Below are 18,887 nucleotides of genomic sequence, written 5' to 3'. Positions count from 1 at the left end.
CTGCTGAGGTTTCTATGAGGAAAAACACCGGAAAGCGCGTCCGGTTTCTTGGCGGCTTTATTTTTTCCGTTCCGCCGCCTGCCTGATGACGGGTGCCAGCACGGCGGCGATGCGTTCGTAACCAGCCGCGGAGGGATGAAGGCCGTCGCTGGAGAGTTCTTCCGGAACGTATCCGGAGGCGTCCGCCATGACGCGGCCCGGTTCCGTGTAAATGAAACCCTGTTCCGCGGCCAGGCGGTTCAGGAGAAGATTAATGGAGGCAATGCGTTCCGCCGTGCCTTCCCGCGCGCTGTTGCGCGGGTAGAAGCCTTGGAGGATGATGGCGGCTTTTTCCAGTCTTCCGGTGATTTCCCGGCAGACGGCGCGGACGCCTTCCAGGATTTCCGCGTCCGTGTTTTCCGTGAGGTTGTTCGTGCCCAGGAGGATCACGCAGACGGCATTTTCCGCCGCGCCGTCCAGCTCGCCGTGGCGGAGCCGCCACAGGGCGTTTTCCACCCGGTCATAGCCGAAGCCCAGATTGGCCGCCGTCATTCCCGCCGTGCACAGGTTCCATGTTTCCGGAGATTTCTGGAGGATGTCCCGGTGGGGCTCGTCCACAGGCGGCCCTCCCCAGAAGTGGGTGATGGAGTCACCGATGAAGAGAAGGTCCGGATGCGTTTCCCGCACCAGGCGGCACACGGCTTCATGGCGCGCGGGCCAGTCATAAATCATGAAATCCCGGTTCTGGGTGCAGGGAATCAGCGTGGACGGCACAGGCTGGGCGGGAGGAATGCCCGGCATGATGAAGGTTTCCGGTTCCGTAAGCCCGCGCCTGCCCTGAAACAGGCGGTAACGGATGCGCGTGCCGGGGGGGGCCTGCACCGGAGCCAGGTAACGGCCTTGCGTGCAGAGCATGCGGGGAGAGTCCGCATTTATGTCCATGCGGACGACTGCGCCAGGAGGGGCGTTTACCGTGGAGAGTTCCAGTTCTCCGGCGCCGTTCAGGACGGCGCGGATCCCGGGGGGTGGAGAAGGTTCTGTCATGAGACGTCGCGCATGTGCTGGCGCATCTGCCTGCGGCCGATGGAGTCCGGCCCGCGGCCGTCCTGCATGCAGTAGTTCACGGGGCGGCTCTGGGAGGCGCCGTGCGGGGCGCCCAGGCGCTTGTCCGGTTCCGACGGCAGCAGATGCACCACTCTTTTGTTTTTCCAGACCAGCCACAGCACCACCACGGCCGCCAGCGCGGAGACATGCAGGATGATGCCGGCTACATTGGCCAGGGCGAAGGACATCCAGGCCTTCATCATGGCGTGGAGGTGGGATTCACGCGCTTCCTCCGGCTCCTTAATGGTAATGTTGGCCTCCGGGATGCTGGCGGGGTTGTCCGGGTCCAGCGCGGGCAGCGTGGGCTTGGGGGCGGAGGCCATGTCCGCCTCCGTCCTGCGCGCCAGGGAGATCATGGCTTCAATAAGTTCGTCCTGCGGGTGGGTGAAGCGGGAGGCGTCCTGCTTCACCTGGTACAGGAGGTCCCGGCGCCCCGCATCCCCAAGCTGCGCGCTCAGTTCCGGGTCCAGTGCAATCTGGGCGCTTTTAATGTCGCCCATGTGGAAGTGGAGCAGCAGGTTGCGCTCCTTGTTCCTGAAAATCTGGCGGGCAATGGTGGGGGCATTGACGGAGGGGGGCACCTTCTGCCCGGCGGCGAAGATGCTGACGAACAGGTTGACGTTGTACCGGGACTTGATGAGCTTGATGAGTTCGATGACGTCATTGCTCTCCACTTCCGTAAGCAGCTTCTGGGGGTCGATCAGCCCGGTGGAGGTGCGGATGTAGTCCGGAAGAAAGTATTCGTTCACGTCCGTAAAGTCCTCCGGAACGGGGTCCACGGCGGGGGAGTCCGTGCTGGCGGCAGGCTCCGGCGCGGAGGAGGAAGGGGAGGCCACTGCATCCACGGGAGGCAGCAGGGGGGCATGGGCGTCCCACCAGGTTCCCTTCATCAGGGATTGCTGGTCGCGGGGCGTCCATTTCAGGGCCGGAAGCTCCTGGGCCGTGGCCGCGCACACGGCCGCTGTCAGCAGGAAGGGGAGGAAGGGGAATTTCATGCGCCGCCTCCTTTCCGGTCCGCGGGGAGAGGGGGCGTCAATCCGTAGCGCATGGGGTGCCTGACCTTGGAGCGCGCTTTCCGTGCTACGAGCTGGACGGCATCCTTCATGATGGATCCCACGGCCTGGAGCAGCATGCTTTCCCGCAGGGGGATGCGGGCCTTCATGATGGATTTGTTGATCAGGTCCGGCTCCACGTACGGGTCCAGTTCATAACCCCACATGAAGCAGGCCGTGTCCGTGCGCACGTCCAGCACCAGGATCAGGAGCCACTGCGGGTCCAGGGGCCCGCGGTGGTTGGGGAAGCCGGCCTCGTCCACCGTCAGGTGGTTCATCATCCAGAAGCTGTGGGGGATGAGGGAGAAGGGCTCCAGAATGTTGGGGAAATAAACGGAAAGGAGAACGGGGGGGATGCGGCGTTCCAGCTTCTCCAGCAGGGCGTTCAGCTTCACGCGGTCCTGCTGCCGGAGGGCTCCGGCGTTGTCGCATACGCGGCGGTAGGGGATGGAATCCCGGCCGTATTTCCTGTCCAGGTTTTCCAGGGAAAAGCCGCAGTGAGGGCACAATGATTCCGCCCCGCGGTGGAAATTATGTAAACACTTCGGACAAGTCGGCACGGAGGAAGTTTAAGCACGAAATTCGCTGCCGAAAAGGCTAATTGTCAGAAAGAAATCATGTATGTCTCAATCTTCCAGATTTTCTTTTGTCACACGGTAAATGGCGGCGCATCTGGGGCACGTGACTTCCAGCTCGTCTTCTCCCTGGAACAGGTCTTCCTCCCGTTCCTGAAGAGCCTTCAGCGTCGGCAGGATGCGGTCCAGCGTGCAGCCGCAGTAAAAGCGGAACCTGCGCGTTTCAAGCACGCGCGTGTCTTCATTCTCTTCCAGATGGGCCAGTTTTTCACAGGTGAGGGAGGCCAGCCATTCTTCATCCGCGTCCGGCTGGGCCGTCACCATGGTGTAGCATTCATCCGGCAGTTCTATGCAGCGCGCATTCCTCTGTTCACTCTGCTTGTAGAATTCCTTCACCCACTGGGCGGGGGTGGTTCCAGGAATGGGAACTACGGAGTAACGCGGTTCAAAACCCTTGCGGAGCATGGTGGCGTAAAGGGTGTTTTCCTCCGGCTCCTTGATGTCCTGCGTGAAGATGCGGCCCACCACGGATTCCGTCAGGGAGGAGCCCGTGACAAACAGGTTGGCCACGGCGGGCGTCTTCAGGTTCACTGTCCAGGCGTGCTGTTCCGCCCAGGGGCGCGCGACCATGTAGAGGGTGAAGTAGGCCATCAGCTCTTTCAGGAGGCTGTCGTAAGGCTCCTCGTTCCGCAGCCCGTACTGCATGAGATGGAGGTAGTAGTCCGTGAACAGGGGGGAGAATTTCGCCTTCAGCACCAGGCAGTTGCGCTCCCGGACAAAGATGGATTCAACCGTAACGAATTCTTCTACCAGTTCTTCGCTCATATCATATAAATTCAGCTCTTCCCCGCAGAAAATCAACCGTTCCTCCTGTCATTAGCGGGGATCATGACAGGTAGCCGCCGCGCTGCCGCTCCCTTGACGCACCCCGGAAAAAAGGAAAAGGAGACTGGCGCGGAAATAACGGCGCAGGCCCGGCGACTGCACGCAATACAGTCTTTACCATGCCTTTCCGCGCGTTTAACATGCACCCATGGCAACCGACAAGAATATCACCATCCATACTTCCAAGGGCGACATCAAGCTCACGGTGTTCGCTTCCAAGACGCCCGTGACGGCGGCTTCCTTCCTGAACCTGGCTTCCAAGGGGTTTTATGACGGGCTCAAGTTCCACCGCGTGATTCCGGATTTCATGATCCAGGGCGGCGACCCCACCGGCACGGGCATGGGCGGTCCCGGCTACCGTTTTGAGGACGAATGCCGTCCGGACCTCAAGCATGACGCTCCCGGCGTGCTTTCCATGGCAAACGCGGGCCCCGGCACCAACGGTTCCCAGTTCTTCATCACCCACGTTCCCACTGACTGGCTGAACGGCAAGCACACCGTCTTCGGCAAAGTGACGGAAGGCCAGGACGTGGTGGACTCCATCAGGCAGGGGGATACCATTTCCGGTATTACCATTGAAGATGCTGCGGACGACTTGTTCACGGAGCAGGCGGACCGCATTGCCGCATGGGACAAGGCCCTGGGCAAATAAGGCTGCCTCCAACTTCATCTAGGCGGCGGAAAGGCGTTTTAACCGCGCCTTCCGCTGCCTTCTTCTCTCTGCTTTTCCGGTACATGGTTCTGGCTGTTCAAAATCTGCGCGTACAGTATGGCGCGCGCGTTCTCTTTAATGACCTTTCCTTCACGATTGAGGATGGGGAAAGAATTGCCCTGGCGGGCCATAACGGCGCGGGCAAGTCCACGCTGATGAAATGCATCGCCGGGCTTAATGAACCGGATTCCGGGGCCATCATCAAGGCCAGGAACTCCCAGGTGGGGTATCTGCCCCAGGAGGGCATCCACGTCCGCGGGCGCAGGCTCATTGATGAAGCCATGTCCGCCTTTGCGGATTTGATGGAGCTCCAGAAGCGCATTGACGCGCTGACGAAGGAGATGGCGGAGCTGGACCCGCGCTCCGCCGCGTATTCCGAGGTGCTCAACGAGATCGGGGAACTGGAGCTGGTGCTGCACGCCCATGATTCCGCCCGCCTCCGCCCCCGCACGGAATCCATTCTGCGCGGGCTGGGGTTCAAGGACCGGGACTTTGAACGGGACTGCGGGGAATTTTCCGGCGGCTGGCAGATGCGCATCGCCCTGGCCAAGCTGCTGCTCCGGGAGCCGGAAGTACTGCTGCTGGATGAACCGACGAACCACCTGGACATTCAGTCCCAGCGGTGGATGGAACAGTACCTGCGCACCTACCGGGGCGCCATCATCCTCATTTCCCACGACGTGGCGCTGCTGGATTCCCTGGTTTCCCGCACCATTGCCTTCTACCATGGCCGGGCGGAGGAGTATGCGGGCAATTTCTCCTATTTCCTGAAGGAAAGCGTGCTGCGAAAGGAAATCCTGCTGCGCCAGAAAAAGGCCCAGGACCGGGAAATAGCCAAGACGAAGGAGTTTATTGACCGCTTCCGCTACAAGGCCACTAAGGCGTCCCTGGTGCAGTCCCGCATCAAGCAGTTGGAAAAAGTGGAGCTGATTGAGGTGGAGGAGGACGACGCCGTGATGAATTTTCATTTTCCCACCCCTCCCGCCGGAGCGCATTCCGTGGTCAGGCTGGAGAAGGTGTCCAAGCGTTACGGCGCCATTTCCGTCTTTGAAGATGTGGATTTTGAAATCGTGAAGGGGGACCGCATCGCCATTGTGGGGGTAAACGGCGCGGGCAAGTCCACGTTTTCCCGCCTCATTTCCGGCGGGGAGGAGCCCAGCTCCGGCAGTGTGACGATGGGCCGCCATACGCAGATCGCCTTTTTCTCCCAAACCCATGCCGATGACCTGGACCCGGAAAAAACGGTTCTGGAATGCGTGGAGGCGGCAGCCACGCGGGAATCCGCGCCCATGGTGCGCAACCTGCTGGGCTGTTTCCTGTTCCGGGGGGATGACGTGCACAAGCGTGTGGGTGTGCTTTCCGGGGGTGAACGCTCCCGCGTGGCTCTGGTGTGCATGCTGCTGCATCCGGCCAATTTCCTGATTCTGGACGAACCGACGAACCACCTGGACATCCAGTCCCAGCAAGTGCTTCAACAGGCGTTGTCCGAATATCCGGGCTCCTACTGCATTGTTTCCCACAACCGCAGCTTCCTGGACCCCATCGTGACGAAGGTGCTGGAATTCGTGCCGGGAGAGAAGCCGCGCGTTTACATAGGCAATGTTTCCGATTATCTGGAAAAGGTGGAGCGGGACCAGGCCCTGGCTTCCTCTGCCGTGTCTTCCTCCTCCGGGGCGGGTGAACCGGGAGCCGGAGTGGACCGCAAGGCGCGCAGGCGCATGGAGGCGGAAATCCGCCAGAAAAAGACGCGCCTGCTCCGTCCCCTCCAGGAAAAACTGGAACAGTTGGAAGCGGAGATAGCGCGTCTGGAAACGGAAAAGACGGAGGTTACCTCCCAGCTGGAACGCCCGGAAGTGGCGGCTGATACGGAGGCGGTCATGGAGCTTACCTCCCGCTTCCAGCAGGCGGACCGCCAGTTGGAAACCTGCTTCACGCAGTGGGCTGATCTTTCAGAGAAGATTGAGGAGACGGAAGCCCGCATTGAAGAAGAGGCGGAAAGAAACGTTTCCGGAAACTAAGAGGATTTTTCAACGAAAAACAGGACCGTTCCCCGGCGGGGCGGTCCTGTTTTGGTGCAGGAATAAAGCAGAGATTAAATGATGCCTGCGGTTATACCCGGCGGCGCAGAAGCAGGGCGGCCAAGCCAAGCAGGCTGAGGGAGGCTGTTGCCGGTTCCGGCACCGCGTCTCCCTGAAGGCCCAATTGGGAAAGCCCCAGGAAGGTGCCCCCGGTATTGGGCGCCTTGGCGTTCACGGTAAGGGTGAAGGTTTCTCCCGCCTTGACTGTGACCGGGGTATTGAAGGAAGCCTGCTGGATATCCGCTGTCGGCGTGCCGTCCTTGTCGGCCTGGACGCGCTCGAAATTCAGATCAGCCGTAGCGGAGGAATCTCCGGCGGTTAGCGTAACGGTAGCGGTTCCCGTCTTGGAGTCCGTATTGCCGTGCCGTGTGCCGGTTCCGGTGACGAATTGGAAGCCAAGGTTGAGGGAAGAAAGGGTGATGTCCTGCGCAGCCGTGAAGGAAAAGGTGACGGTCCATCCGGCGTTGTTATTCTGCATCTGGACATTGGGAACAAGGAGGTTCGCAGCCAGGTTGCCGGAAAGGGATGTGGAGGGATTGGAGAGCGTAACGGAAGCGCCGTCCAGAAAATCACTGTCCGCATTAATGGAGGTTTGATGAAACTGGGTTTCATACAGGGTAGTCGCTGCCTGTGTACCCCCGGAAATGCACATTAAAAAAGCTGAGATGGAAAGGAGCTTCTTCATGAATTCTATATTAGCGGATTAGATATCCGGCAATGGGAAAAGGAAAATAGGAGTAAGTAAAATAGTTTATTATCAAGGATTCATGAAAACGGCGCTTCATGGCATTTTGGCCGTATTTCTTATTCTTCCCCTTTACCTGCGGTGAAACTCGTTTTTCCTCAAAAAATTTTGTTGTTTGCGGATATCTAATCCGGTAGCAGGAATCTTTCCATGGTGTAACAGAATGAACGTTTGGCTGAAACAGGGCATCATCTCGCATGGCATGCCTTTTTCTCTGTAGAAGGAAAAAGAGGACCATGCTTCCAAAAACCGGAAATGCAGGGGAAATCCTGTCCGGGAAATGGTTCCCGTTCATTTCCCTTCATGGAAAACGGCATGGGCCGGAAGCGGACGGAATCAGCTTTTTTGCAGGATGGCCTTTTCTTCCTTGTCTCGTGAGCTTTTCCGCGTTTTTTTCCTGTACTCGGAAATCGTGACGCCGCAGAGGGTCAGCAGAATTCCCGTCAGGGAAATCCAGGTCAGGCGTTCTCCCAGAATGATGGAGGAAGCCACCACGGCCACGACGGGAACCATGTAGATGTAAACGCTGGATTTGACTGCTCCCAGGATTTCCACCACGCGGTTCCAGGACAGGAAACACAGGGCGGAGGCGAAGAGGCCCAGGTACAGCAGGTTGAGGGCGTTGACGGGCTTCACCATCAGATGCCAGTCCATATTTACCGGAAGGAGGAACAGGGCCGGAATCATCAGCACGATACCGTAAAAGAAGATTCGCCGCGTGCAGATGATCATGTTGGACGTGTTGACGCCGATTTTTTTCATCAGGATGGAATACACGGCCCAGACGAAGGCCGCGCCCAGGGCCAGCACATCCCCCACCGGGTTCAGCTCCAGCACAAAGGCGCCATTCGCCATGATGAGGAAGATGCCCGTAAAGGCGGCGGCGAAGCCCAGAAAGAAACGCCGGGAGAAGCCTTCCCCTTTCAGCAGGAAGTGGGCCAGCAGGGCGGTGAAGAAGGGCACTACGGCCACGATGATGCCCACATTGGAAGCGAAGGTGTACGTGAGGGCGATGTTTTCCAGCAGAAAGTACAGGGTAACGCCCGTAAGGCCCGCTCCGGCGAACAGGAGTTCCTTTCTCCAGCCGGAGAGCGGAAGCAGCCGCGGCTTCAGGCACCAGAGGAAAGCGTATCCGATGACAAACCGGGTAAAGAGCACCGTGACGGGCGTGAAGTCCCGGAGAAGCACCTTGGTGGAAACGAAGGTGGTTCCCCAGATCAGGATGGTCATCAGGGCGGCGGCATGGCCCAGGGTACGCTGGCGGGAGCTCATCGGTTGGACGGGATTGGGGGAGTGCAGGAGGCTTCCAGCGTCAGGCCTACGATTTCCGCCGGTTCCGCTCTCCTGTTCCAGACGGCATGGAGGGCGCCGCCGGGCACGAGCAGGGATTCATGCTCACGGACCGTTTTTTCCTCTTCATCCATCAGGACGGTGACCGTTCCGCGGGTAACGATGAACAGATGGGCGTGCGCGTGGCGGTGCGGGGAGAGAGGGCCGCCTCCGCCGGGTTCCATTTTGGCGAAGGCTCCGTCTTTCAGGACTCCCTGCGCTTCTGCAAACAGGGGCCTGGCCGTGAAGCCGGTATGGTTGGGGATAGGGGAAAAAGCGTCCATGGCAGGTCAGTTGCGCGCCAGGTCGTACCCGTCCTTGCGGTCCTTGATGGTCCAGCCCAGTTCCGTCACTTCCGCCCGCAGCCGGTCGGCTTCCGCCCAGTCCCGGTTCTGTTTGGCCTGCCAGCGCTGTTCCGCCAGGGAGCGTACTTTCTCCGGTGCTTCCTCCTGTTCCTCTTCCGGCAGGAGGATGCCGAAGGCAGCCAGGATGAAGTGGAAGGCATTCCGCATGCGGCGCGCTTCCTCCGGAGCCAGGGAGGGAACATCCGCCTTTTTGATGGCGCTGAAGACGTGGCCCAGGGCCTCCGGAGTGTTCAGGTCATCGTTCAGGCTGTCCCATGCCGGCTGGAAGATGCCCGGTTCCGGGGGAGCCGCACAGAATTCCTCATAGGATGGAACGGAGTCCGTTCCGGAGGCGCTGCAGAGCTGCGCGTCGAATTTGGACAGGCGGTTCAGAGCGGCTTTGGCGTCATCCAGGGAGGAGAGGGTGAAGTTCAGCGGCCGGCGGTAGTAGCCGCCGGCCAGCACGTATCTGACGGCTGACGGCTTGTGGCCCAGTTTGTCCAGGTCCGCCAGCGTGTACATGTTGCCCAGGGATTTGGACATCTTGCCGCCGTTCACCAGCAGGTGCGTGATGTGGAACCACAGCCGCGCAAAACCTCCGCCGCAGGCGCAGCGGGACTGCGCCACCTCGTTTTCATGGTGGGGGAACACCAGATCCACGCCGCCGGAGTGAAGATCAAAGTCATTGCCGAAGTACTTGTGGATCATGGCGGAGCATTCCAGGTGCCAGCCGGGGCGGCCTTCTCCCCACGGGGAGGGCCAGAAGTTATCCCCGTCTTCCGGACGGCGGCTTTTCCACAGGACGAAGTCCGCCACGGAATCCTTTTCATATTCGTCCGCGTTGGACCGGGCATTCGCGGTTTTGCCCAGGTCCAGTTCACGTTCATCCAGGTGGGAGAGTTTCCCGTATTCCGGGAAAGAGGAAATTTTGAAGTAGACGGAACCGTCCTCCGAGACATAGGCGTGGCCCTTTTCCACCAGCGCCTGCACCATTTGAATCTGTTCCGGAATGTGGCCTACCGCGGAGGGTTCCTCGTGCGGAGGAAGGCAGTTGAGGGCCGTGCAGTCCCGGTGGAACAGGTCCGCCCAGCCGGCGGTAAATTCCGCCAGGGTAACGCCGGCCTTTTGGGAATCACGGATGGTCTTGTCATCCACATCCGTGAGATTGCGGACGTGCATGGTAGGGGTCCCGCCCAGCTCCACGACGCGGCGGAAAATGTCCTGCATGACAAAGGTGCGGAAGTTGCCGATGTGGGCCGGCCCGTACACCGTGGGGCCGCAGCAGTAGAAACGCAGCCTTTTTCCATCCATGGGGGAAATGTCCTGTGCCGTTCTGGTGCGGGTATCGTAAAGGTGTAACATGGCGGGACGATTAGAAGGGAAGAGAGCCGTCCGGTCAAGCGGGAAAAAGAGGGCCGGGGACTGGCGGCTGCCCGCGTCCCCGGCCCTGGAAGAACCGGATGGTGCTGAGGGATCAGGAAAGGTTATTTGCCAGCGCCCTGCTGGCCCTTCTTATAGTTCGCGTTAATGCGGTCTATTTCTTCCTGGGTGATGAAGGATTCCCGGTAGGGCTTGTTTTCCACCGTGCGTTCCAGAGTGTAGCCGAAGCGCTTCTGGAAGCGCTTCTTGTGCGTTTCCATTTTCTTTTCAAAATCCTCCAGGCTGGGACGTTCCTTGTGGCTGCCCCAGGCGCTTTCAGATACGGCCATGGCGCGCGGATAGGTCATGTACATCAGCAGTTCTCCGGAGGGAATCCATTCCGCCCACATGCAGAGGTTGATGCCCTTGATGTGCTTGACGTCGTTCTTGTCACGCCCGTTGCGGGGATCAAAGTTGTAGCAGTCTTTCAGCAGGATGGGGCCGCCGCCGGGCCGGGCGCGCACGTCGTCCGCCGGGAATTTCATCTGGGTGCGGGCCAGGTAATACTTGTACTGGGGCGTGACGATGAGGTCGATGCCCTGTTCCTTCGTCTTGTCAATGCAACGGGGGAATTCTCCCGGTAGCCAGGACATGACGGTTTCCCCCTTGTGGTAGTAGCTCTTGTTGATGTCGTACCACAGGATGGGCTTTTTCTTATTCTTGGCAAGCATGGCTCCCAGGCTCTTGGTGAAGTCGCTCATCTGGGCTTCCACGTCGTCCCCCTGGCCCTTCTTGGCGCGGGCGGCCTGGCAGTCCGGGCATTTTTTCCAGTCGCCCATGGGGCATTCGTCTCCGCCGATGTGGACGTACCCGAAGGGGAAAATCTGCTGGAGGGTGTCATAGGTGTCCTTGAGGAATTTCTTGGTGCCCGCTTTCTGGGGGCAGATCAGCTTGGAGGAAACGCCTCCGTGCGTCCATAACTGGGCCCGCTTGGTGTTGCAGCAGAATTCGGGGTAAGAGGCCGCCAGAGCCATGTTGTGGCCCGGCATTTCCACTTCCGGGAGTACCTGGATGCCGCGGGTGCGGCAGTAGGCCACCAGGTCCTGGAGTTCCTTCTTGGTGTACATGCCTTCGTTGGCCAGCAGGGAGTTGTTCTGGCCTTCCGGGGCGGAGGGCCGAACGGAGCCGATGGTGCGGAGCTTGTCATAGCCCGGCACGGGGAGGCGCCAGCCCTGGTCTTCCGTCAGGTGAAGGTGCAGGACGTTGTACTTGTAGTAGTGCATGGCGTCCACGAAGTTGTAGAGCTCCTTCATGGGGTAGTAATAGCGGCCCACGTCCACCATCATGCCGCGCCAGCCAAAGTCCGGAGCGTCCTGGATGGAGCCGCAGGGAAGGCCTTCCGGGGAGTCTGCGAGCTGGTCCTGAAGCTGGAACAGGGTTGCCATGGCCATGGCTTTTCCGTTGGGGGTGGTGTAGCGGAGCTCCACGCCGCCGGGCGTGAGCTTCATGGAATATCCTTCATTGCCCAGGCCGGAGACTTTTTGCTCGTTCAGGATTTTGAGGTTCTTGGTGGTGCCGGAAGCCGTGGTTACCTTCACGGGCTCCGGAATGATGTTGTAGGGATTGGTCCCGGCCCAGCAAAGGGAGCCGAGGAACGCTGCCGCTAATAAAAGCGCTTTCATATCATGTGGTGTGGATTGTTGTTTAGGGAGGATGATCTCTTTTTACGGCCCTCCGGCATTGCGTGCCGGAGGGCGGAATGATGGCTGTTTTCAGTTTTTGGAGGGGGCGCAGTCCCATTGCGGTTTGACGGAGAGCTTGCCCGTGGCGCCGGGGAAGCCTTCCGGCACCTGGCAGTCCTTGCGCAGTTTGCCGTACAGTTCCTTGAGTTCTTTCAAGGTTTCCGCATATTCCGCCTTGCCGGCTACGTTGTGCATCTGGGCCGGGTCCTTTTCATTGTCAAAGAGCATCCATTCGTCACTCGTCCAGAGGTAGGACAGGGTATAGCGGTCCGTGCGGAGGCCGTCGTGGCGCGGGGCGTTGTGTTCCCCCGGATTTTCATAAAAGGCGTAATAAAGGGGGCGGTCCGTGAATTCCTTGTGTTCCCCCGTCTTGAACAGCGGGGTGAGGCTGCGGCCCTGGAAGGTATTCATGTTTTCCGGGGTGGCGGCTCCGGCCACTTCGCAGAAGGTGGGGGCGTAGTCCAGTTCCTGCACCATAGCGGCGGAGCGCACTCCGGGCTTGATGTGGCCGGGCCATTTCATGATGAGGGGCATGCGGAAGGATTCCTCAAAAATCCAGCGTTTGTCATACAGGCCGTGTTCTCCCATGTAAAAGCCCTGGTCCCCGCAGTAGAGAACCAGCGTATTCTTGTCCAGGCCGTTCTGCTTCAGGTAGTCCATGATCTGGCCGATGCTTTCATCCACGGAGAGCACGGTGCCCAGGTAGTCTTCCATGTAGTGGCGCCAGCGGCGCAGCAGGATATCCCGCTGCGTCTTGATTTTTCCGCTCTGAATATCCTTCACGAGATGAACGGTGCGCGCCTTGTGGTAATTGTACCAGGCTTCCTTCTGCTGCGGGTCCATGCGCACCCATTCCGGCATTTCCCAGTCATACTTGGTATGCAGGGTTTTGGATTCCGGGCAGGAGAGCATTTTCTGGATGTCTTCCGGCACCACGTCCTTGATCAGGTGTTCGTCAGACCAGACGTTGAAATGGTTGAGCAGCGTCTGTTCCGTCATTTTCAGGAATTCCGGGCGGTCCGCAAAGTCATCTTCCAGGTTGGCGGGCGGGTCAATGGCGTCCGCGTACTGCTTGGCGCGGCCCAGGTTCTGGATGGAGGGGCACCAGCAGCGGTGGGGGGCCTTGTGGCCCACGACGAGCATGAAGGGCTTGTCCTTGTCCCGCTGTTCCAGCCATTTGAGGCTTTTCTGCGTGACCAGCTCCGTGGCGTAGCCGGGTTCCGTCTTCACCACGCGTTTGCCGTCTTTGCCGGGGGTGATGAAATCCGGATTGAAATAATTGCCCTGGCCGGGAAAGATTTCCCAGTAGTCGAACCCGGTGGGATTGGACTCATATTTGGACGTGTCTCCCTTGGCGTCCGGCGGAATGGCTTCCAGGTGCCACTTGCCTACGATGGCTGTTTGGTAGCCGGCCTTCTGGAGCATCTTGGGGAAGGTTGGCTGGGAACCGTCAAAAGGGGCCGCATGTTCATTGAAAAGGTAGCCGTTCATATGGGAATGGCGCCCCGTGTAGATGCAGGCGCGGGAGGGGCCGCAGAGGGAGTTGGCGCAGTAGCTCCGGTCAAAGACCATGCCTTCATCCGCCAGTTTGCGGAAGTTCGGATACGGCATGGGGGAATCCTTGTCACAGGTGCCCAGGGTCTGGTAGGAGTGGTCATCAGTAACAATAACCAGGATATTGGGGCGCTGGTCCGGCGCCTGCTTCTGCGGCTGGTCCGCGGAAGCTGGCAGGGAACAGGCCGCAAGCATCAATGCGGTGACGGCATGACGGTTCATCGTAGGGATTATGAATTAAACAGGTGAATGGTTGAACAGGAGCGGTGATTTGTCCGGAAGGAAATTGTCTCCGGAGGGGAAAAAGACCACAGCCCCGAAAGAAAAAACTGACAGAAGAGAGTTTTAGGAAAAATAAAACATCAGTTTTATATTTCAATACAAAAATAGGAGTAATGCCGGGAAGCGGGAAAAAGAGCCCTCTTCCGCCGGAGCGGCAGGAGGGAAGAGGCCCGGGCCCGAATGAAAGGCATGACGGCAGATTCCGGCAGCGGGGATGCCTCCCTGCACGCCGGATGGCGTGGCGGAGGATAACGCTGAAATGCCGGATTTCCTCAGGTTGCGGCATTCCTGTACGGATGGGAAAAAGGGCCGGGCGCCTCAGGGAGCGTGGCGCCCGTTCCTTCTGCTGTTTTCATGGGCCTTTTTCTGTTCCAGAAGCCATTTCCTGTCCTGGGGGCTGATTTTTTGCAGGGACGTCCTGCTCTGGTGGCCGTCCAGTTCCTGGAGCCAGAGGGCGCGGTCTTTCTCCGAGTAGCGTGAAAGCTTGGCGAAGACAGTGTTCCCGTTAAGTCCCGTCCAGACTCGGTATCCCTTGGGTATGAGAGTCTTCTTGAATTCCTCATATTGCTGCCCGGCCAGTTTGACGCTGTTTTTGATCTGGTCAAAGTAAAGGGCGTTCTGGCCCGTATAATAACCGCGTATGGTGTCCACCTTGGTTCCATCCGGAGACATGACCAGCAGCACGGGGGTACCCCTTACGCCAAACAGGGAAGGGGCCTTTTGCACATATTCCAGCATTTTTCTGCGCTTTTTGAAAATGGGTTCGCTTTCAAACTTTTCCGCCTGGTCGTAACAGACCCGGACGACGTTGTTTTTCGCCCAGTCCTCAAATTCCTTCGTATGGAGAAGTTCCGCCGCCAGCTTCCGGCTGGGGGGGCTGCCTGCGGAATGGTGGAACCAGATCAGGATGGGTTTTCCGGTGCTCTGGGCTTCCCGGAGGGCGGAGGGGTAGCTCTGGATCCAGCGTTCGTTTTCCTTGCGCTGGGCGAAGGCTTCATCCAGTCCGGGGATGGGGGCTTCCGGGTCATGCGCGTCCGTATAGTAGACGGCGCCGCTGTCCGTCCTGGTCATCTCCTCCTGCGTGGAGGCGGTGAGCTGGTGGGCCTGCTGCTGGCCCGGCGTGGTGCCCAGCAATCCGGTCGGAACGTTGGCGATGGAGTTGGCCATATTGTCCTGCATGTATTCCGAAAGGCTTTTTTTCACCTTCGGTTTCCCTGATTCCGGAGAGGTTCCCACGCAGGAGCACAGGGCGGCGGAGACAAACAGAAGCATGGATAGCCTGGGGAGACTCATGCCTGATCTGATAGCATAACCGGGAGCGGTTCGCAACCGGGAATTTGCAGTCTCCGGCCCTTCTTCCCGGGGAAGGAAGAAGCGTGGGATGCGGGAATCAGTCCCCCGTTTTCAGCACCTTGATAAAAGCTTCCTGCGGGATGTTGATTTTCCCGATGGCCTTCATGCGCTTCTTGCCTTCCTTCTGCTTTTCCAGAAGCTTGCGCTTGCGGGTGACGTCACCGCCGTAGCATTTGGCCGTCACGTCCTTGCGCATGGGGGAGATACTTTCACGGGCAATAATCTTGCCGCCAATGCAGGCCTGGATGGCTACGGTGAAGAGCTGGCGGGGAATGACGTTTTTCAGGCGTTCCGCCAGCTCGCGGCCACGGGAGGCGGCCTTGTCCTGGTGGACGATCATGGAGAAGGCGTCCACCGGTTCCCCGGCAATGAGCATATCCATCTTGATAAGCTTGGCCGCCTGGTAGCCGGCGTACTCATAGTCCATGGAGCCGTAGCCACGGGTCATGGATTTGAGCTTGTCGTTGAAGTCCACCAGGATTTCCGCCAGAGGCACGGTACAGGTGAGCATCACGCGCGTATCGTCAATCGTTTCCGTATTGGTCACGCTGCCGCGCTTTTCCAGGACCAGCTGCATGATGTCTCCGATGTATTCTCCGGGGAGCATGACGAACACCTTGACAATGGGTTCCCGGATTTCCTGAATTTCCTGCTGTTCCGGGAGCAGGCTGGGGTTGTCCACATTGATTTCCTCCCCGTTGGTCTTGGTGACCTCGTAAATCACGGAGGGGTACGTGGAAATGATGTCCATGTTGAATTCCCGGCGCAGGCGCTCCTGGATGATTTCCATGTGGAGCAGGCCCAGGAAGCCGCAGCGGAACCCGAAGCCCAGGGCCACGGAGGATTCCGCCTGGAAGGAGAAGGCGGCGTCGTTGATCTGGAGCTTGGCCATGGCGGCCTTCAGGGCTTCAAAGTCCGAGGAATCCACCGGATAAATGCCGGAAAAGACCATGGGGCGGATTTCCTTGAAGCCGGGCAGGGGAGAGGGGCACGGGCGCATGTAGTCCGTGTAGGTATCACCGATCTTGACGTCCGCCGCGGATTTCATGTTGGCGATGATATAGCCCACATCGCCGGCTTCCAGGGAGTCCGTGCGGGTCATCTTGGGGGTGAAAATGCCCACTTCCTTCACTTCATACACTTCATCCGTGGCGAAGAGCTTCACCTTCATGCCGCGCTGAACGCTGCCGGAAATGACGCGCACATAAGAGACCACGCCGCGGTAGGCGTCATAAACGGAGTCAAATACCAGGGCGCGCAGGAGGCCGTCTTCCTGCGTCTTGGGGGGAGGGATGCGCTGGACGACGGCTTCCAGAATGTCGTCAATGCCAATGCCCATCTTGGCGGAAGCATGGATGGCCTCCTCATGGGGGATGCAGACGATGTCCTCCAACTGGCGGTACACGTTGGGCAGGTTGGCGCTGGGAAGGTCAATCTTGTTGATGACGGGGATGATGGCCAGGTTCAGGTCCATCGCCAGGTGCATGTTGGCGAGCGTCTGGGCCTCCACGCCCTGGGCCGCGTCTACGATGAGGAGGGCACCTTCACACGCGGCCAGGGAACGGGACACTTCATAGGAGAAGTCAACGTGGCCGGGCGTGTCCAGCAGGTTGAGCTTGTAGGTTTTTCCGTCCTTGGCCTTGTAAAAGATGGTGACGGGGTGGGACTTGATGGTGATGCCCTTTTCCCGTTCCAGGTCCATGGCATCCAGAAGCTGATCCTGCTTTTCCCGTTCGGAAATGGTATTCGTCTTTTCCAGCAACCGGTCGGAAAGGGTGGTCTTTCCGTGGTCGATGTGAGCGATGATGGAGAAATTGCGAGTCAGTTCAATGGACATGGTGGTCTCTACCCTTCTAAAACGTGAGTGCCCTGTGCGCGGGGAGGGTAACACAGCCCGTGCGGCGGTCAAGACCGGAGCATGACTGCCCGCCGTTCCTTGCCGGCAGGCCGCGCCGCACCGGTTTTCCCCGTTCCGGAAAAACCGTCATTCATGACAGGGGCGGAACCGGTAGATTGAACGTGGAGGGGAAGGGGAGGCTCTTAACAGCTGCAGGCACGCGAGTCCTTCTCCGTGCAGCCACTTTTACTTTGTCAGCATATGAAATCCTTTTTAGCAGCCATTTTAAGTTTATTCGTTCCCGGCCTCGGCCAGTTGTACAAGGGCCACTTCGTCCAGGCCATCATCTGGTTCCTGGTGGTGGGCGCAGCCTACGGCCTCCTGTACTGGTTCGTCTTCGCTCTCGTTCCCATTGTCCTGCATATCATCTGCATTCTGCAGGCTTACTTCATGGACAACGAATAAGGCCTCCCGGAACGGAAGCTTAACGATTCCTTACCGGAACACGGAGAACAGTCTTCAGGCGTTCCGGCGGAGTTTTCCGGGGATCGGACAGGTAAATTTCATGGTGGGTGCGCGCGCCCTCCGTGTCCGGAAGGAGCGCCTCCTGTTCCATGAAAGCGTGCATGCGCGCCAGCGTGGCCGGTTCGTCGTCATAGGGGCCTGTGTGCAGGCACTGCACGCAGAGGCCTTCCCGCAGGGAGCCCAGGCGGGCGGCTTCCGTATTCAGGTGAGTTTTATTCCTGGCGACCTGCTCCTTCGCATATGACAGGGTCTCCTGCGTGACGAAGCCGGGCTGGCGGATCATGGATAACCACCGGAAATCCTTTTTGCCCGCAGGCGCGGCGGCTTCTCCGTTCCACCACAGGCTTTCCAGCGGCGGGACGACGTATTCATGGTAATCCGGAATGGGGAAAGTCTTTTTTTTGCCTCCCATGCGCACGGTATAGGACAAGGCGTACAGCAGTTCCACGGCGTGCTGGTAAGCTCCTGCCGGGTCATTGGGGTCTCCCTCTCCCTCCACCATGAAAAAGTTCATTTCCGGGATGTCCGCCAGCACGGGGTGTGAAGGAGGGAGATAGAAGCGCTTTTCTTCTTTTTTAAAATCCAGAGGGGACATGGGCACAGCTTATCAGGAAAGGGGAAGCGTGCACGAATAAAAAGGCTGTTCCTCCCACGGGAAAAACAGCCTTTTTAGGAAGCACGGAGAATGCGTCAGGCCCTGCGGCGGCGCATCAACAGCGCGGCCAGCCCCAGCAATCCCAGGGATGCCGCAGCCGGTTCCGGGACGACGGCCAGCGTACCTTCCAGGGAAATGTCCGTGATAACGGCGTTATTTCCGCCGGTACCTCCGGTACTGCCCAGAACGGCGTAAATCTTTCCATTGCCGTTCGTCTTCAAAGCGGACATCTGTTCATCCGTCAGGTCATAAGAAACATTCCATACGGAAGCATTGTTGCCCCTGGTTCCCTGGCAAAGATTCACCATGTCACCGTCTGCGGTCTCATACCACAGGGAATACGTGAACGTAGGGCCGGTGCCTGGAGGCGTAAGGCTGAAACTGAAGGAGAGGCCATCATAGGCCTGCATGTTGTCAATGGTCATTTTCAGGCCGGCACAGACGCCCTGGGTGCCGTTCATATTGGGAAGGGTGATTGTCTGGTTGGCTACGTTCACGGAGGCCTTGCCCCACTGCATGTCTCCGTTGCCCGTGGTGGAATACCATCCGTCAGTTACGGAACTGCTGCCCAGCCAGTTTTTGACATCGGCCGATGTAATTCCATTGCCGGGAAGACGGCCGGCAGTACTGAGACCTTTCCCGGTAATACCGCTGATTTCAGGCATCAGCTGGATAGTGGCCGCGGAGGCCGAAGCTACCAGCCCCGCCACGCCAAGAAAAATGGTGCAGAGTGTTTTCTTCATATCTTTTTGGAGTAAGAGTCGGTATTTACATTTG

17 protein-coding genes are annotated in these 18,887 nt (G+C 58.9%); 3 read left to right on the top strand and 14 right to left on the bottom strand.

The annotated features are described in order from the left end of the window. Positions 1 to 57: 57 nt before the first annotated feature. The 4 genes from HHJ06_RS10335 to HHJ06_RS10320 form a co-directional block, all read right to left on the bottom strand. Complete coding sequence (locus tag HHJ06_RS10335) at positions 58 to 1,023, bottom strand: GDSL-type esterase/lipase family protein (protein ID WP_215429466.1); 966 nt, start codon at positions 1,021 to 1,023, stop codon at positions 58 to 60. After that, on the bottom strand, positions 1,020 to 2,078 hold the full coding sequence (locus HHJ06_RS10330) for a hypothetical protein (RefSeq protein WP_215429460.1): 1,059 nt from the start codon (positions 2,076 to 2,078) through the stop codon (positions 1,020 to 1,022). The genes HHJ06_RS10335 and HHJ06_RS10330 overlap by 4 nt, the downstream gene beginning before the upstream one ends. Beyond that, positions 2,075 to 2,644: a hypothetical protein gene (locus tag HHJ06_RS10325; RefSeq protein WP_215429458.1), complete on the bottom strand. Its 570-nt coding sequence runs from the start codon at positions 2,642 to 2,644 to the stop codon at positions 2,075 to 2,077. The genes HHJ06_RS10330 and HHJ06_RS10325 overlap by 4 nt, the downstream gene beginning before the upstream one ends. A gap of 117 nt (positions 2,645 to 2,761) precedes the next feature. Next, positions 2,762 to 3,535: an Hsp33 family molecular chaperone HslO gene (locus tag HHJ06_RS10320; RefSeq protein ID WP_215429456.1), complete on the bottom strand. Its 774-nt coding sequence runs from the start codon at positions 3,533 to 3,535 to the stop codon at positions 2,762 to 2,764. Between the two features lie 208 nt (positions 3,536 to 3,743). Between HHJ06_RS10320 and HHJ06_RS10315 the strand changes: the two genes are divergently transcribed. Together HHJ06_RS10315 and HHJ06_RS10310 are read left to right on the top strand one after the other, a co-directional pair. Then, a complete protein-coding gene (locus tag HHJ06_RS10315) occupies positions 3,744 to 4,247 on the top strand; it encodes a peptidylprolyl isomerase (protein ID WP_215429454.1) in 504 nt (167 codons plus the stop codon). An 83-nt stretch (positions 4,248 to 4,330) separates the two neighbouring features. After that, on the top strand, positions 4,331 to 6,325 hold the full coding sequence (locus HHJ06_RS10310; protein WP_215429452.1) for an ABC-F family ATP-binding cassette domain-containing protein: 1,995 nt from the start codon (positions 4,331 to 4,333) through the stop codon (positions 6,323 to 6,325). A 91-nt stretch (positions 6,326 to 6,416) separates the two neighbouring features. On the opposite strand, the gene HHJ06_RS10305 is transcribed toward HHJ06_RS10310, so the two are convergent. The 8 genes from HHJ06_RS10305 to lepA form a co-directional block, all read right to left on the bottom strand. Then, positions 6,417 to 7,070: a PEP-CTERM sorting domain-containing protein gene (locus tag HHJ06_RS10305; protein WP_215429450.1), complete on the bottom strand. Its 654-nt coding sequence runs from the start codon at positions 7,068 to 7,070 to the stop codon at positions 6,417 to 6,419. Between the two features lie 396 nt (positions 7,071 to 7,466). After that, the gene (locus tag HHJ06_RS10300) at positions 7,467 to 8,402 is read right to left on the bottom strand and encodes a DMT family transporter (RefSeq protein ID WP_215429448.1); all 936 of its coding nucleotides are present in this window, start codon (positions 8,400 to 8,402) and stop codon (positions 7,467 to 7,469) included. Beyond that, on the bottom strand, positions 8,399 to 8,743 hold the full coding sequence (locus HHJ06_RS10295) for a cupin domain-containing protein (protein ID WP_215429447.1): 345 nt from the start codon (positions 8,741 to 8,743) through the stop codon (positions 8,399 to 8,401). Before HHJ06_RS10295 ends, HHJ06_RS10300 begins: the two co-directional genes overlap by 4 nt. Before the next feature lie 6 nt (positions 8,744 to 8,749). Further along, a complete protein-coding gene (cysS, locus tag HHJ06_RS10290; protein WP_215429445.1) occupies positions 8,750 to 10,165 on the bottom strand; it encodes a cysteine--tRNA ligase in 1,416 nt (471 codons plus the stop codon). Between the two features lie 122 nt (positions 10,166 to 10,287). Beyond that, entirely contained in the window at positions 10,288 to 11,844 is a 1,557-nt protein-coding gene (locus tag HHJ06_RS10285; protein ID WP_215429443.1) for a beta-N-acetylhexosaminidase, read from the bottom strand. A gap of 90 nt (positions 11,845 to 11,934) precedes the next feature. Beyond that, positions 11,935 to 13,680, bottom strand: a complete 1,746-nt coding sequence (locus HHJ06_RS10280) for a sulfatase family protein (protein WP_215429440.1) — start codon at positions 13,678 to 13,680, stop codon at positions 11,935 to 11,937. Positions 13,681 to 14,058: 378 nt separating this feature from the next. Continuing rightward, complete coding sequence (locus tag HHJ06_RS10275) at positions 14,059 to 15,033, bottom strand: thioredoxin family protein (protein WP_215429438.1); 975 nt, start codon at positions 15,031 to 15,033, stop codon at positions 14,059 to 14,061. A 97-nt stretch (positions 15,034 to 15,130) separates the two neighbouring features. After that, the gene (gene lepA / locus HHJ06_RS10270; protein WP_215429436.1) at positions 15,131 to 16,930 is read right to left on the bottom strand and encodes a translation elongation factor 4; all 1,800 of its coding nucleotides are present in this window, start codon (positions 16,928 to 16,930) and stop codon (positions 15,131 to 15,133) included. A 261-nt stretch (positions 16,931 to 17,191) separates the two neighbouring features. Here lepA and HHJ06_RS10265 point away from each other — a divergent pair, with 261 nt between their 5' ends. Continuing rightward, the gene (locus HHJ06_RS10265; protein WP_215429429.1) at positions 17,192 to 17,395 is read left to right on the top strand and encodes a hypothetical protein; all 204 of its coding nucleotides are present in this window, start codon (positions 17,192 to 17,194) and stop codon (positions 17,393 to 17,395) included. Positions 17,396 to 17,414: 19 nt separating this feature from the next. Here the strand turns inward: HHJ06_RS10265 and HHJ06_RS10260 are convergent, their stop codons facing one another. After that, positions 17,415 to 18,050 carry a GyrI-like domain-containing protein gene (locus HHJ06_RS10260; RefSeq protein ID WP_215429427.1) on the bottom strand — a complete coding sequence of 212 codons (636 nt, stop codon included), beginning with the start codon at positions 18,048 to 18,050 and terminating at the stop codon, positions 17,415 to 17,417. Positions 18,051 to 18,145: 95 nt separating this feature from the next. Beyond that, positions 18,146 to 18,853 carry a hypothetical protein gene (locus HHJ06_RS10255; protein ID WP_215429420.1) on the bottom strand — a complete coding sequence of 236 codons (708 nt, stop codon included), beginning with the start codon at positions 18,851 to 18,853 and terminating at the stop codon, positions 18,146 to 18,148. Positions 18,854 to 18,887 lie beyond the last annotated feature (34 nt).

The organism is Akkermansia muciniphila (assembly GCF_018709685.1).
Lineage (GTDB): Bacteria > Verrucomicrobiota > Verrucomicrobiia > Verrucomicrobiales > Akkermansiaceae > Akkermansia > Akkermansia muciniphila_E.
Note: the sequence above shows the minus strand (reverse complement) of the source record. Positions and strands in the feature narration are given on the sequence as shown.

Coding starts and splice junctions, on each gene's coding strand:
- HHJ06_RS10335 (WP_215429466.1), bottom strand. CDS start 1,023: ATGACAGAACCTTCTCCACCCCCCGGGATCCGCGCCGTCCTGAACGGC.
- HHJ06_RS10330 (WP_215429460.1), bottom strand. CDS start 2,078: ATGAAATTCCCCTTCCTCCCCTTCCTGCTGACAGCGGCCGTGTGCGCG.
- HHJ06_RS10320 (WP_215429456.1), bottom strand. CDS start 3,535: ATGAGCGAAGAACTGGTAGAAGAATTCGTTACGGTTGAATCCATCTTT.
- HHJ06_RS10315 (WP_215429454.1), top strand. CDS start 3,744: ATGGCAACCGACAAGAATATCACCATCCATACTTCCAAGGGCGACATC.
- HHJ06_RS10310 (WP_215429452.1), top strand. CDS start 4,331: ATGGTTCTGGCTGTTCAAAATCTGCGCGTACAGTATGGCGCGCGCGTT.
- HHJ06_RS10305 (WP_215429450.1), bottom strand. CDS start 7,070: ATGAAGAAGCTCCTTTCCATCTCAGCTTTTTTAATGTGCATTTCCGGG.
- HHJ06_RS10300 (WP_215429448.1), bottom strand. CDS start 8,402: ATGAGCTCCCGCCAGCGTACCCTGGGCCATGCCGCCGCCCTGATGACC.
- HHJ06_RS10295 (WP_215429447.1), bottom strand. CDS start 8,743: ATGGACGCTTTTTCCCCTATCCCCAACCATACCGGCTTCACGGCCAGG.
- cysS (WP_215429445.1), bottom strand. CDS start 10,165: ATGTTACACCTTTACGATACCCGCACCAGAACGGCACAGGACATTTCC.
- HHJ06_RS10285 (WP_215429443.1), bottom strand. CDS start 11,844: ATGAAAGCGCTTTTATTAGCGGCAGCGTTCCTCGGCTCCCTTTGCTGG.
- HHJ06_RS10280 (WP_215429440.1), bottom strand. CDS start 13,680: ATGAACCGTCATGCCGTCACCGCATTGATGCTTGCGGCCTGTTCCCTG.
- HHJ06_RS10275 (WP_215429438.1), bottom strand. CDS start 15,033: ATGAGTCTCCCCAGGCTATCCATGCTTCTGTTTGTCTCCGCCGCCCTG.
- lepA (WP_215429436.1), bottom strand. CDS start 16,930: ATGTCCATTGAACTGACTCGCAATTTCTCCATCATCGCTCACATCGAC.
- HHJ06_RS10265 (WP_215429429.1), top strand. CDS start 17,192: ATGAAATCCTTTTTAGCAGCCATTTTAAGTTTATTCGTTCCCGGCCTC.
- HHJ06_RS10260 (WP_215429427.1), bottom strand. CDS start 18,050: ATGTCCCCTCTGGATTTTAAAAAAGAAGAAAAGCGCTTCTATCTCCCT.
- HHJ06_RS10255 (WP_215429420.1), bottom strand. CDS start 18,853: ATGAAGAAAACACTCTGCACCATTTTTCTTGGCGTGGCGGGGCTGGTA.